Raw genomic sequence first — 13,702 nt, 5'->3', positions numbered from 1 at the left:
CTATCAGATCAAGCCAGCTCATAACCTAAACTATGGATTTGAACAACACGACCGGCACATGACCGGCCATAGATAACGGAGGGTTATATTCGAATGAAAGAAGCTCGTGTACAGGTAAAGGTACCCCTTGTCCCTCGTCCAGGTATGCAAGAGCCGGAGGGAAATACCGTTTCTGGAGTGGAAAAAGACAAGCCTGCCCCATTGAACCTGAGGACTGTTCCATCACAGCCTGCAAGATTATCCAATCCAGGACGGGTGTCGGCAGATGAACTGAACCGAAAGACAACCGAGCATATTCATATACCTGTTATTGAGCTGGACCAGTTCCGCCGAGTGAAGCGTCGCCGAATGCGGACATTTGGACGAAAACCCCGATGGGGACGTAATACGACGCGATGGCAACCTGCTGCCGCTGTATCTTCCTTATTGGCGATGGCGCTGCTGATTCCGGTAATTCTGGTATGGCCGCGGACAAGTGAATCACCTAAGCCGATCCCTGCTCCAACATATTCAAGCAGTACAAGAACCCCAGCTCCTGCGCCAGCCGTTCCTGTTACGTACCCTGAACCTAAAGTGCGCGTATACCTGTCTGCAACGGGCACAACGATGAATCTGCCATTGGAAGACTATGTTACCGGGGTTGTGGCAGCTGAGATGCCAGCGGAATTCAGACTGGAGGCGTTAAAGGCGCAGGCAATAGCTGCTCGTACATTTATCGTGCGTAGGTTAGCTGCGAGTGATACAAGCGGTGTTCCATCAGGTGCGGCGGATGTAACGGATACGGTCAGCCATCAGGTGTTTATTCCGCCAGACCAGGTGAAAGCGGATTGGACGCGTCTAGGGAAGGCGAAGGAATGGGAGAAGCTACAACAGGCTGTGCGCGAAAGTCGAGATACGGTGATGACATATCAGGGCAAGGCAATCACCGCATCCTTTTTTTCCACAAGTAATGGGTATACCGAGAATGCTGAGGATGTATGGGGGAACGCCGTGCCGTATCTGCAAAGTGTAGACAGTCCGTGGGACAAAAACCTGGCACCAGGATTCAAGCAGACCGTCACCATGAAGCGTAATGATATTCTACAGAAGTTAAACCTGGATGCCATTCCGGTTACCGCCCAGAAGGGTGGATCGTGGATGGAAGTATTGTCTACAACCAAAGGGCATCGGATTAAGGAAATGCAGATCGCAGGTGAAACATTCAGCGGACCCGAAGTTCGTAAACTGCTTGGATTAAGATCCAGCCAGTTCAGTTGGAAGACCACAGGTGACGAAATCCAGATTACAACGTACGGTTACGGTCATGGGGTTGGCATGAGCCAATGGGGAGCAAACGGCATGGCGCAGGAGGGACACACGGCCACCCAAATTCTCAAACACTACTATACCGGCATTTCATTCGGACAGGCATCCAAGATGCTTGCATCGAAGTAGGAGAGATGAACACGGATGGATAAAGCGAAATAATTCGAATGAGTAGGAGTATGTGCGAATGTATACAAATGTATGTGAATGAGAGCAGTTGCGCGCTAACGAATCTGAGAGACCTTATTGGGTGTTATCACAACGAATGGAAATTCTAAAAAATCTCGGACACGTTATATCACGACATACCACCGAATTGATCCGATAATAGCGCCCAAAAGAGTAATTAGCGTGTCTATGGTTCGTTAGAATTCCTAAGCCGCGATTTCCCCGCCAATAAGGCCGCCTGAGTTCGTTAGAAATATATTATTATTCTAATCACTAACAAAATGGTGGATACTTCCATTCACTACATGCTCATTCGCAATAAGCAAGCCAAACCAGAACCAGAACGTTGAAATCAAGTTTCCAAGCCCTAAGGTTAAAAAATTGATTTATGTTCCCTGTCTACCAAGCAACTTCTAACTATACTGTATCCATTCATGAGCCAGCTTCTTTAAGATCTAGATGTTGTATTGAACATTTATTATTGATGCGGCATCACCAATCTCTAATCTCACAGCTCACTTTAACGAACCTAGAGCACTTTAAATCTGCATTATCCAGTAACATCCTATATCATTTCGCTCTCACTGATAAATGCACTTCATAGAAGGATTGGCCTCTACAGCCAATCCAGACCAGTCTACCAACCACCCATTCCGGAGCTTTCGAGATTCGGCTATATATGAGGAGAGTGCTAGCGTATGGGGAGCACAGGGGACAGAAAAGACCTGTAGAAACAAAGTGTCCGTCTTTACTACCGGATTTCACTCTTAAGAAGGTGATAGAAGAAATCTGGTAGTAACCAGCGGTCGAAAGGTTTTCTGGCCCCGAAGCGGCGCACCAACTAGCTGCACACACACTCCATATATAGCACTCTCTGAAACCTCCGTGAAAATAATTAGAGTCGCGCGTGTATAAAAGAGTTGCACCCGGTAACACTTGTTACTGAGGTGATTAACATGAATGAACAAAACAAAAAAACAAACCAAGAAGAAACTCCTAAAACAACTCAAGGAGTACCGGCTAGTCAGCCCTCTTCATGGAAAAGAGCAATGTCCAAACGCTGGGTCTTCCCGGCAGCCTACATCGCAGCAGCAGGCATTATACTAACCTTAGTGTGGGTCTATCAGGGCACAGGCGACAAAACGCTAAACTCGGACCCTGCTAGCGGGGTAGTAGAAACAGGCGCATCGGTGGGTACAGAAGGAACAGCAGTAGGCGGAGAAGAAGAAAGTGTGGAAGTTGTTGCAAAGTCGGAGAATTTTGTATGGCCGGTAGCGGTACCGTCTGAAATTTCGGTAGTAAAACCTTTCTATGATAGCGAAGCTTCAACCGAGGAACATGAAGCGGCAATGGTGCAGTACAATGATACATTCATCCCGAACACAGGTGTGGATCTGGCACGTGGGGATAACAAAACGTTTGAAGTAAAAGCAGCGCTTGCCGGTAAAGTTACCCGGGTTGAGCAAAATCCGCTCACAGGTCAAGTTGTGGAAATCACACACAGCGATAACCTGAAAACGGTATACCAAAGCTTGGCAGACGTCAAAGTGAAACAGGACGACGAAGTGAAACAGGGAGATGCGATTGCATCCGCTGGCGTCAATGAATTGGGTAAAACGCTTGGCAACCACCTTCACTTTGAAGTGTACGAAGACGGACAGCCAGTTAACCCGCAAGGATATCTTCCGGAAAAATAAATGAATTTTACCGCAGCAACATGACGGGCAGAGGGTTAAACCTCTGCTCTTTTTGTGCTTTTCAGAAAATAATGGGACCTTCGAAGCTTGTCACACCTCTAAACCGCGAATATATAGGCATGCTCCTCATATAATGTACCAAACTATCCACACAGTAGGGAGGCGGGAGCGTGCACGATTACATCAAGGAACGGACCATCAAAATTGGTCGCTGCATTGTTGAGACGAGGAATACGGTCCGTACCATAGCCAAAGAATTCGGCGTGTCAAAGAGTACTGTGCATAAGGATCTGACGGAGCGTCTGCCGGAAATCAACCCTGATCTTGCTGACCAGGTGAAACACATTTTGGAGTATCACAAGTCCATCCGCCATTTGCGGGGCGGTGAAGCGACCAAAATTAAATACAAAAAAACGAGTGGCAAGAAACGTGAGGTGTTGGCTTCCGCCAAATCGTAAGCATCTTCACAAAGACGTAGGCCAAAAAGCTCACACATGCATTGAATCCCTCCCCTGAAGTATGATATGTTAAATGCTGGTACAGGATCGAATTATGACATCTTATCAGCCCGATTTTTACATATATATGTTGCACTTTGTCGAACGAGCGGTGACGTGATAAGGGACTCTTTTTCACAGGATACGCTGACCAAATAATATCACTTTGGGGGCTCTTTTATGTTTAGCAAGGATATCGGTATTGATCTTGGCACGGCCAACGTGCTTATTCACGTGAAAGGAAGTGGGGTTGTCCTCGATGAACCTTCCGTCGTGACCATTGAAAGAGATACGAAGCGTGTCCTTGCTGTTGGGGAAGAAGCGCGTCGTATGGTGGGGCGTACTCCAGGTAACATTGTTGCCATTAGACCGCTGCGTGACGGCGTTATTGCGGACTTCGAGATTACAGAAGCGATGCTCAGACATTTCATTAATCGTGTGGGTGCAAGAAGCTGGTACAGCCACCCTCGGATTTTGATTTGTGCACCAACGAACATTACTTCCGTGGAGCAGAAGGCCATCCGTGAGGCGGCAGAACGCAGCGGTGCCAAAGAAGTGTTTCTGGAAGAAGAGCCGAAAGCGGCAGCGATCGGTGCGGGAATGGATATTTTTCAGCCGAGCGGCAATATGGTCGTGGATATCGGCGGCGGTACGACTGACGTTGCAGTCCTTTCTATGGGCGACGTGGTCACCGCCTCTTCTATTAAAGTCGCAGGGGACAAGTTCGACGAAGCCATTATCAAGTTTATCAAAGCCAAGTACAAGCTCATGATCGGTGAACGGACCGCTGAAGATATCAAAATTGCGATTGGTACCGTACATCCGGGTGGACATCAAACGGAGATGGACATTCGCGGACGCGATATGGTATCCGGCCTTCCTGTTACCGTAACGATATCGGGAAATGAAGTACAGGAAGCACTTTGGGATTCCGTGCAATCCATCATCGTGGCAGCCAAATCGGTATTGGAACGTACACCGCCTGAATTGTCAGCGGACATTATCGACCGTGGTGTTGTATTGACTGGCGGAGGTGCATTGCTGAACGGACTGGACGAGCTTTTGTCCAATGAATTGCATGTACCGGTATGGGTGGCGGAAGATCCAATGCACTGTGTCGTGAAGGGGACAGGCATAATGCTTAATAATTTGGATCAGGTGGTTAAGAAAAAGTTCTAATCTGCCGATATAAATAGCAAAGGTTCGCCATGCTTGGGAAGCAGAACGGACAAGCAGCCAACCTGTGATGCAGGTCAAGCGCTTGAGGAGAGGGGTTAATTCATGTTAAGAGGTCTGTACACCGCTACTGCGGGAATGATTACGCAACAACGCCGCCATGACACAGCAACACAGAATATCGTAAATATGAACACCACGGGATATAAACAGGTGAACAGCGTAAGCCGTTCCTTCCCGGAAATGCTCATTACTTTGGTGGGCGGAGATGCAAATCTTCCAACAAAGCGGCTGGGCAAGCTGAACACGGGGGTGTTCGCGGAAGAGAGTTTGTCCATGAATTTGCAGGGGACCATTATGGAGACTGGGCAGAAAAATGATTTTTCCATTTCATCCAATATGACTGTCAATGATCAGCAGACTGGACAACCTGTCCCGTTTGACGCATCAGGCAAATTTGTACGGGCCGACGGCACGGTGACTTACCAGCCTCAGGCGTATTTTACAGTTCAGGATGCAGAAGGTAACACCGGATACACACGCGATGGTCACTTCGAGATCACTGGAACGGGACAATTGCTGAGTTCAACAGGTTCACAAGTGTTGGATAATAATGGACAACCTGTAGTGTTGACAGGTTCTGTGGAGCAATTTAAAGTGGATGAGCAAGGCCGTTTGGTAGATGCAGCAACGGGTGCACCGACAGGGGTTACTCTTGGCATTAGTGTCATTGACCAGCCGAATCAACTGGTTCGTCAAGGTAATGGCAACTTCAGTCTCAGCGATGCAAACGGGGCAACGTCCCGGATGATGGCAGCTGGTGATAATGTGCAGATCCGTCAGGGTTACCTGGAAGGTTCCAATGTTGATGCCTCACAGGCAACGGTTGATATGAACGCCGCATTCCGGGCGTATGAAGCAAACCAGAAGATCGTACAATTCTACGACCGCAGTCTGGATAAAGCCGTCAATGAAGTCGGGCGTGTATAACGCCGACGTTTAAATATAACCGCGCAGCGGAGAGCCAAACGCCCTTTGCGCAGCAAAGCAGAGAGGCTCACGCGAAGCGCAAACCAATCGCAGCCGAGCCTATGCGAGGAATGCGTGGCAGTACCTGAGCGAAGCGATGGTCTCGACAGTCCTTTGCGGAGCAAAGCAGGGAAGAGACCCCGCGGAGCGCAAGAGCCTAGACGCAGCCGAGCCTATGCGAGGAATGCGTGGCAGTACCTGAGCGAAGCGACGGTCTCGACAGCCCTTTGCGAAGCAAAGCAAGGAGAGACCACGCGGAGCGCAAGAGCGTAGACGCAGCCGAGCCTATGCGAGGATTGCGCAGCAGTACCTGAGCGAAGCGACGGTCTCGACAGCCCTTTGCGAAGCAAAGTAGGAAGAGACCTCGCGGAGCTACACGCCGCATAAAGAGCGTGCCCGACTATGATTCAGCCATGTGAAACGATGGCGGGAATCATAGTCGGGCAGTCGCGGCGAACACACACCACCGTCACTTAGCAAGATCGTACCCCACTTACCTAATCCGCCTGTTTCGGGAGTCCAGAGGGCAGCGCCATCTGGGGCCCTCCCTACTAGGGAGGGTTTGGGAGGGTGGACAGGACACAAGGGAGGGTATACCACCAATGAATAATTCCATGATTAGTGCCAAGGTTTCCATGACTGCCATACAGCAGCGTCTGGATGTCATTTCCGATAATATTGCCAACGTGAATACGGCAGGCTATAAGAGCAAGCAAGCGGCCTTCGAGGATGTGCTGACCCGGGTTCAACAACAACCGGACAAGTACAAACTGGATGGACGTTCCACACCGATGGGATATAACCTCGGTTTTGGTGCTCGTTTGGCAGATGTAACGAAGGATATGTCTCAAGGCCCCTTGAACGAGACTGGCCTTCCGACCGATCTGGCCATTGAAGGAAATGCGATGTTTGCAGTTGAAGCGAATGGGGAGAAAATGTGGACACGTCAGGGTGCATTTCATTTTGTACCTGATACAAGACCTAAGCCTACTCCGAATTCACCTGATATGATGGTGATGGTCAATGGCGAAGGCCACTTTGCCCTGGATCGTCAAGGCAATCGTATTACGGCACCGAATAATAGCAAAGTTGCTTTTGATGAAAATGGCAACCTGTTAATCCGACGCGGTAATGCGGCAAATGCAACCATTGGAGCACAGCTGCAAGTGGTAGACATTGAACGCCCTGAGGGGCTCGTACAGTATGCGGATAACCTGTTTGGACTGGATGCGGGATTAACCGAGGATGATGTATTTGGCGCTGATGCAGCTACACGTCAAGCAGCTGCATTGATTCGTCCAGGATTTCTGGAGCAATCCAATGTGGATCTGACACAGGAGATGTCTTTGCTTATGCAAGGACAGCGGACATATCAGCTGGCGGCAAAGGCGCTAACTTCAAGTGATTCCATGTTGGGTCTTGCCAACAATATGAGAGCGTAAAAGGTGAATGTGATGACAGAAACACAGCAGCAGAACAGTAAGCCGGAGAAAAAGGAAGTCAAGAAGAAGAAGAGTGGATGGCGCATCGCAAGATGGTTCCTGGTTCCGGTCCTGCTTGTTCTTGCCCTCGCTGGCGGAATGGTAGCTGGATATGTGGTACTGGGCAAACAGGATATCGGTTCCGTATGGCAATGGAGTACATGGGAACATGTATATAATCTGGTATTCGCTCCATAATGTAACGAGTTAAGCGAAAACTCCTGCGCAGGCAGGAGTTTTCTTTTTGACGTTGAAAACAGTATAATGATGGATGACGTTTGACGTCACAAAAGAGGCCTCCCCTGCGAAAGACATTCGTCATCGCGAAGAGAGACCCCTTATCTTAACCTTCACTACTGCAGTCATGAAGGATATAACTAGTGTTAACCGAAAATATGCTTTCCATACAAAATTTAAAATTAAAAACCTTTTATATGAGCTTCGACTTGATCATAATCAGGTTTTCCATGTCCGCACTAAAGTCAGTGAAGGGAACGGAATCGTTCGAAAGAAGCGAGGCGCTCGCCTTTGTTTCCTAATGTTATCCATCTGAAAAATAGTTCAGAAACATTAGGAAACAACAGCGATCGAAAGAACGATCCGTAACCGTAACGGTCACCTATGCGCACATGAAAAATCCATGATGAAGAACGCTCATATAAACATCCCGAGAGGAGATTACACTGTGCTCGATATCAAACAGATTCAAGAAATCATCCCGCACCGCCCCCCGTTTCTGCTGGTGGACAAGATTCTAGAGATTGAGGATGGCAAACGTGCCGTTGGTTTGAAAAACGTAACTATTAACGAACCTTTCTTCATTGGTCATTTCCCAGAGTATCCCGTAATGCCGGGTGTACTGATTACAGAAGCGCTAGCTCAAGTTGGTGCGGTAGCCATTCTGAATTTGGAAGGCAACAAAGGCAAAATCGGCTTTTTGGCGGGACTGGACAACTTCCGATTCCGTGGACAAGTTGTGCCCGGAGATACGTTGATTCTGGAAGTGGAGATTACACGTCTGAAAGGTTCTATCGGTAAAGGTAAAGCAACTGCCCGAGTGAACGACAAAGTGGTCGCTGAAGGCGAGATCATGTTTGCACTGTCTGACCCAAGCTGATTACATACGTGAGCATTGACATCATGCAGGAACTTAGACGGACCGAATGATGCAAGATGTTGAAGTAACTCAGCACACCTGAATTTATATAGACGGAAGGGGTTTATCGGAATGGAACAGTTAAGCACAGCAGCAGCAGAGACGTTGCAGCAATGGTTGGAGGATGCTTCGATTGATGAAGCAACGAAACAGGAGCTTCGTGACTTGCAGGATCAGCCGAAAGAGCTGGAGGAACGTTTTTACAGAAACCTGGAGTTTGGTACAGGTGGATTGCGCGGGGTCATTGGTGCGGGAAGTAACCGGATGAACCGTTACACCGTAGGTCGGGCAACGCAAGGATTTGCGCGTTATTTGCTTGAGCAGCATGGTGACCAAGAAGGCAAACCTTCTGTTGTCATTGCTCATGATTCCCGCCATTTTTCACCTGAATTCACACTGGATGCTGCGCTTGTACTGGCTGGAAACGGCATTGTAGCCAAGCTGTTCCCATCCCTGCGTTCAACTCCTGAGTTGTCATTCGCAGTGCGTCATCAGAAGGCAACTGGAGGGATCGTTGTAACAGCGAGCCATAACCCACCGGAATATAACGGATATAAGGTCTACAATCATGAGGGCGGTCAATTGGTACCGGATGAAGCGGAAAAAGTCATTCAGTACATCCAGGAAGTGCCTTCCCTTGCTGACGTGAAAAAGCTGACGCAAGAAGAAGCAGAAGCTCAAGGACTCCTGATCTGGTTGGGTGAAGACCAAGACCAAGCGTTTGTGGATACCGTAGCGAGCCGCAGTCTGAGCCGTGAACTGATCCAATCCGGCATAGGCCGTGATTTCAAAATCGTTTACACACCGCTTCACGGAACAGGTAACATCCCTGTACGTCGCGTGTTGGAGCAGATCGGATTCGAGCAAGTGCACATTGTAGCTGAACAAGAACAGCCGGATGCTGAGTTCTCTACCGTGAAATCCCCTAACCCGGAAGAACGCGAAGCGTTTACGCTTGCAATGAAGCTGGGAGAATCCGTAGGCGCTGACATTCTGATCGGAACAGATCCGGATGCAGACCGTATGGGTGCTGTCGTGAAAGACAATGATGGCAAATATTTCGTCTTGTCCGGTAACCAGTCTGGTGCCATTATGGTACATTACCTGCTCAGTCGCCTGCAAGAGACAGGTACACTGCCAAGCAATGGTGCGGTTGTCAAAACAATCGTAACAAGTGAGATGGGTGCTGTTATTGCTGAACATTACGGTGCAGAAGTGATGAACACACTGACGGGCTTCAAATATATTGGTGAAAAAATGAACCAGTTCGAAGCAACAGGCAGTCATACATTTTTGTTCGGATATGAAGAGAGTTATGGCTACCTTTCCGGTAACTATGCCCGTGACAAGGATGCTGTCCTTGCCTCGATGCTGATTGCTGAAGCAGCTGCGTATTATAAGAGCCAAGGCAAGACGTTGTATGATGTCTTGCAAGAACTGTACAACCAATTCGGATATTTCTTGGAGAAGCTGGAGTCCCGTACGCTGAAAGGCAAAGACGGCGTGGCTCAGATTCAAGCCAAAATGACGGACTGGCGTTCCAATCCGCCACAAGAAGTAGCGGGAATTGCTGTACAAGATGTACTGGACTACTCCCTTGGTCTGGACGGTCTTCCGAAGGCGGACGTACTGAAGTTCATTTTGGCAGACGGTTCATGGTTCTGCTTGCGCCCTTCAGGAACAGAACCGAAGATCAAAGTATACTTCGCCGTGCGTGGAGAGAATTTGGAAGATGCGGAAAGCCGGATCGAGCGTCTGGTGACTACAGTGATGTCGCGTGTAGACGCACAATAATACGAATGCAACAATGAGCAAGAACATGAGAAGGCCTCTCCGCACCGTAAGGTTGGTTGGCGGAGGGGTTTTTCTTTGAAATAAAAGTGTAGATGGTTCTAGCATATAAGAGGGCTTGTTGACACAAGCTGTTTGTAACCTATTGTATGAATGTTTAAATGAACGAATTACTTGAGCTGAACGTGCATTTGGTTCCAACACTTGAGGAGGTACATGTAGTGCGTCAAAAATGGCTTTATTGGAATAACGCTTCTCGGAAGTGGTTGTGGCTCGTCGTTATTATCGGTCTGGTCGCGTCCATCCCTGTCATCAGTGATCGGGTGCAGACAGAATCTTCTGCCAAAAAGGTGGAGCTTGTCTTTAACTATCGAGGACTGCTGGATATCTCAGCGTATCAGGCACATCCGCAAGATTTCATGAATGAACAATTGACTCGTCTAAAAGACGCAGGCGTAACAACGATGGCTGTGTTCGAAAGTACATTGGACGAGCTGAGAAAGACACGCCGACTAATGGTATATAACGGCCAGGATCTCGCGAACCTGACCAAAGATGTGATCCCTTCTAATGCAAATTACACGTATGTGTTATTTACATCAGAGGAAAACGCACAGACGTATACCCCTATTATTGAACATACGTTCGCTGATCGGCAGATTCCGGTAGTACCATGGGAATATGAAGGTCGTAGCGGCTTAATATTGCAGACTCCTCCCGAGAATGCCAACATGCAGCCTTTGCAGCCCGATCCGGTTGCCGTGAAGATGCTACGTGATAAAGGTTTCTACATTTTGCCGCGGATCTCGGACAGTGTGCCATACAGCCAAGAATCGATGGAGCGCTTGCTTACCTTCTTCGAAGAGAATGGCGTAAAGCGCATCTTGTTTGATGGTGATGCTGTGAAAGGGTACAATGATAATGAAGAGATGAAAAGTCTCGACCAATTCGCACAGTTGCTGAACAAGCACAATATTGGTCTTGCAGCCATCGAGAACTTGAAGAAACCACAGTCTGGTTTCCAGACTCTTGCGTATAAAACGGATTACAACGTTACGCGTCTGTACTCGCTTAGTGATGGAGATGCCAATCTGGACGTAGATACGATTGCTGACCGTTTTGTTCTCGCAACCAAGGATCGCAACATTCGTATGCTCTATATGAATGCATCACCAAGCCGGAATACAGCAAAGGCTATGATTACAGATCCAATTGAGAATCTGATCAACAGCCTGGGTGAGCCGGGTCATGCCGTAGAACGCATGGCGAAGCATGGATTCGAGCTAGGACAAGCTGAGGCATTTTCAGTTAAGGATTCTTCGATTCAGCGTTATGCCAAGCTGGTTGCTCTTGTTGGTGCAATTGCCATGATTGCACTTATGGTTTCTTATTTTATCCCACTACTGACCTTGATCGCATTTGTGGTTACTTTGGTGGGCAGTGCAGGATTGTTCCTTTTGAAACCAACGCTGCTGGAACAAGGAATTGCCTTGCTTGTGGCAATCGCCGCGCCGACCATAGCGATGGTGCTGGCCGTTCGTACAGTGAACTATCAGCAACAGCGTCAACCCGACGCATCTGCGGGTCGTCGTTTGAAACAGACATTAGTTTTATATGTAAGAACTTCGATTCTGTCATTCCTGGCGGTACCTTTTGTCATCGCGTTGCTTAACAGCATTACGTACAGTCTGGTCATTAACCAGTTCCGCGGCGTGAGTCTGTTGCACTTTGCACCTATGGCACTGGTAGCGATCTATATTGTGTTTTATCGTGGCTCGGGTTCATTCTCTATTAAGAAAATTAAAGAAATGCTTCGTATGCCAATTAATGTGTTAATGGTTGTTTTGGCGCTTGTTGCTGCCATTGTTGGGTACTATTACTTGAGCCGTACAGGCAACTCGGGTTCAGTAACACCATTAGAGATGTTCCTTCGTACCACGTTGGAAGATACGTTCGGTGTACGTCCGAGATTCAAAGAATTTATGCTGGGACACCCGCTATTTATCGTTGGCGTGTTCGCCGCTTTAAAATATCGTAAAGTCATCTTTGTGCTCATTATTGCAGCGATTGGACAGTTGTCCATGGTGGATACGTTCGCGCATATCCATACGCCGGCTGTATTGTCACTCATTCGTGGAGTGATGGGATTGGGACTTGGCTTAATCTTCGGTATCATTGCTGTGGGTGTGTGGCAAGTAGCGGAAGGATGTTGGAAAAAATGGTCACCACTTCTCAAAAGTTAGTCATCTCGGGGTATTACGGATTCCGCAATAGCGGAGACGAAGCGGTGCTAAAGTCGATTTTGACAGCGCTGGAAGAGGAAAGCCAAAGGTCGAACATAACGATTGAACCTATTGTTCTCTCGGGTGATCCCGAGTCAACAACCGCCATGTACGGTGTGCGCTCCGTGCATCGTATGAAATTGAAGGAGGTCCGTGAAGCACTCAAGGAGAGCGACGGGTTAATTAGTGGCGGAGGAAGCCTATTGCAGGATGCAACTGGACTGAAATCCATTCCTTATTATCTGGGTGTAATCAAGCTGGCCCAGTGGCTGAAAAAACCAACGTTTATCTATGCACAGGGGATTGGCCCTGTGAATCGTAAAATTTTCAATCCGATGATCAAATCGGTCTTTAAGGCCTGCACCTATGTATCCGTTCGGGATGAACAATCTGCAGATTACCTGCGTGGGCTCGGGTTACAGTGGAATCAGATCCATGTTGTACCCGACCCCGTAATGGGTTTGCCATTACCTGAAACAAAAGTTGAGAGGGGCGTAGGTGCTGTCTCAGCAAATGCTGCTTCTCAAGCTAATCGAGTGGAACCTTCAACTGGAGGACATACCAAGCTTCCTGTGATCGGCGTATCGGTACGTTTTTGGGAGTCAGACCGAAAGGAACTTACGGCTATTGCCGCCGGATTGAAAAAGCTGTGCTCCAAAAGAGCGGTGCACCTGCGTTTTCTGCCATTTCATCTGCCAGTGGATGAACAGGCATCACGATTCCTTATGGAAATGCTCGGTGATGTGACCAGCAAAGGCAGCGAGATTAGTATCACAGAAGATCTGACCGACCCTCAGCTTATGCTGGAGGAAGTCAGCAAGTGTGATCTCGTCATCGGTATGCGTCTGCACAGTCTGATCTATGCAGCTTCGCAATATGTGCCTCCGGTGGGTATCTCGTATGATCCGAAAATTGATCAATTCCTGCTTCGTCTGGACAGTGAACCAGCAGGAAATACGGATACACTCGATGGAGATAAACTCGCCAAGACTGTTGTTGGACTGCTGGATCAACGTTCACAGTGGTTGAAGGAACATGAAGAAGGCATCACCCAACTGAAGCAGGAAGCCAGAGTGCCTGCACAGCAGATTATTAACTATTTAGGCCGCAAAGGATGAGA

At 48.3% G+C, this 13,702-nt stretch carries 11 protein-coding genes; all 11 read left to right on the top strand.

Annotation, left to right across the window (positions count from 1 at the left end; all coding sequences use genetic code 11):
* Nucleotides 1-93 precede the first annotated feature (93 nt).
* The 11 genes from spoIID (at nt 94) to csaB (ending at nt 13,700) form a co-directional block, all read left to right on the top strand.
* Nucleotides 94-1,434 (top strand): stage II sporulation protein D, encoded by a 1,341-nt coding sequence (gene spoIID / locus NSQ20_RS28880; RefSeq protein WP_339195825.1) that lies wholly within the window; start codon nt 94-96, stop codon nt 1,432-1,434.
* Between the two features lie 995 nt (nt 1,435-2,429).
* Entirely contained in the window at nt 2,430-3,170 is a 741-nt protein-coding gene (locus tag NSQ20_RS28875; RefSeq protein ID WP_076254018.1) for a M23 family metallopeptidase, read from the top strand.
* 170 nt (nt 3,171-3,340) lie between these two features.
* Nucleotides 3,341-3,628: a sporulation transcriptional regulator SpoIIID gene (gene spoIIID / locus NSQ20_RS28870; RefSeq protein WP_024632710.1), complete on the top strand. Its 288-nt coding sequence runs from the start codon at nt 3,341-3,343 to the stop codon at nt 3,626-3,628.
* A gap of 219 nt (nt 3,629-3,847) precedes the next feature.
* Complete coding sequence (locus NSQ20_RS28865; RefSeq protein WP_036612542.1) at nt 3,848-4,846, top strand: rod shape-determining protein; 999 nt, start codon at nt 3,848-3,850, stop codon at nt 4,844-4,846.
* 102 nt (nt 4,847-4,948) lie between these two features.
* Nucleotides 4,949-5,833 (top strand): flagellar hook-basal body protein, encoded by an 885-nt coding sequence (locus NSQ20_RS28860; RefSeq protein ID WP_340031297.1) that lies wholly within the window; start codon nt 4,949-4,951, stop codon nt 5,831-5,833.
* 641 nt (nt 5,834-6,474) lie between these two features.
* Nucleotides 6,475-7,314, top strand: coding sequence for a flagellar hook-basal body protein (locus tag NSQ20_RS28855; protein ID WP_047840695.1), 840 nt, complete (start codon nt 6,475-6,477; stop codon nt 7,312-7,314).
* Between the two features lie 12 nt (nt 7,315-7,326).
* Complete coding sequence (locus NSQ20_RS28850; RefSeq protein ID WP_017691949.1) at nt 7,327-7,551, top strand: DNA-directed RNA polymerase subunit beta; 225 nt, start codon at nt 7,327-7,329, stop codon at nt 7,549-7,551.
* A 487-nt stretch (nt 7,552-8,038) separates the two neighbouring features.
* Nucleotides 8,039-8,470, top strand: a complete 432-nt coding sequence (gene fabZ / locus NSQ20_RS28845) for a 3-hydroxyacyl-ACP dehydratase FabZ (RefSeq protein ID WP_036613058.1) — start codon at nt 8,039-8,041, stop codon at nt 8,468-8,470.
* Nucleotides 8,471-8,581: 111 nt separating this feature from the next.
* Nucleotides 8,582-10,303 carry a phospho-sugar mutase gene (locus NSQ20_RS28840; RefSeq protein ID WP_340031296.1) on the top strand — a complete coding sequence of 574 codons (1,722 nt, stop codon included), beginning with the start codon at nt 8,582-8,584 and terminating at the stop codon, nt 10,301-10,303.
* A 218-nt stretch (nt 10,304-10,521) separates the two neighbouring features.
* Entirely contained in the window at nt 10,522-12,543 is a 2,022-nt protein-coding gene (locus tag NSQ20_RS28835) for a DUF5693 family protein (protein ID WP_340031295.1), read from the top strand.
* Complete coding sequence (gene csaB, locus NSQ20_RS28830; protein WP_340031294.1) at nt 12,519-13,700, top strand: polysaccharide pyruvyl transferase CsaB; 1,182 nt, start codon at nt 12,519-12,521, stop codon at nt 13,698-13,700. The genes NSQ20_RS28835 and csaB overlap by 25 nt, the downstream gene beginning before the upstream one ends.
* Nucleotides 13,701-13,702: the final 2 nt, after the last annotated feature.

The organism is Paenibacillus sp. FSL K6-1122 (assembly GCF_037977015.1).
GTDB lineage: Bacteria > Bacillota > Bacilli > Paenibacillales > Paenibacillaceae > Paenibacillus > Paenibacillus amylolyticus.
Note: the sequence above shows the minus strand (reverse complement) of the source record. Positions and strands in the feature narration are given on the sequence as shown.

Excerpts from the sequence above, each read along its gene's own strand:
- spoIID (WP_339195825.1), top strand. The coding sequence starts at position 94 with ATGAAAGAAGCTCGTGTACAGGTAAAGGTACCCCTTGTCCCTCGTCCA.
- NSQ20_RS28855 (WP_047840695.1), top strand. The coding sequence starts at position 6,475 with ATGAATAATTCCATGATTAGTGCCAAGGTTTCCATGACTGCCATACAG.
- NSQ20_RS28840 (WP_340031296.1), top strand. The coding sequence starts at position 8,582 with ATGGAACAGTTAAGCACAGCAGCAGCAGAGACGTTGCAGCAATGGTTG.
- NSQ20_RS28850 (WP_017691949.1), top strand. The coding sequence starts at position 7,327 with ATGACAGAAACACAGCAGCAGAACAGTAAGCCGGAGAAAAAGGAAGTC.
- NSQ20_RS28865 (WP_036612542.1), top strand. The coding sequence starts at position 3,848 with ATGTTTAGCAAGGATATCGGTATTGATCTTGGCACGGCCAACGTGCTT.
- NSQ20_RS28860 (WP_340031297.1), top strand. The coding sequence starts at position 4,949 with ATGTTAAGAGGTCTGTACACCGCTACTGCGGGAATGATTACGCAACAA.
- NSQ20_RS28875 (WP_076254018.1), top strand. The coding sequence starts at position 2,430 with ATGAATGAACAAAACAAAAAAACAAACCAAGAAGAAACTCCTAAAACA.
- csaB (WP_340031294.1), top strand. The coding sequence starts at position 12,519 with ATGGTCACCACTTCTCAAAAGTTAGTCATCTCGGGGTATTACGGATTC.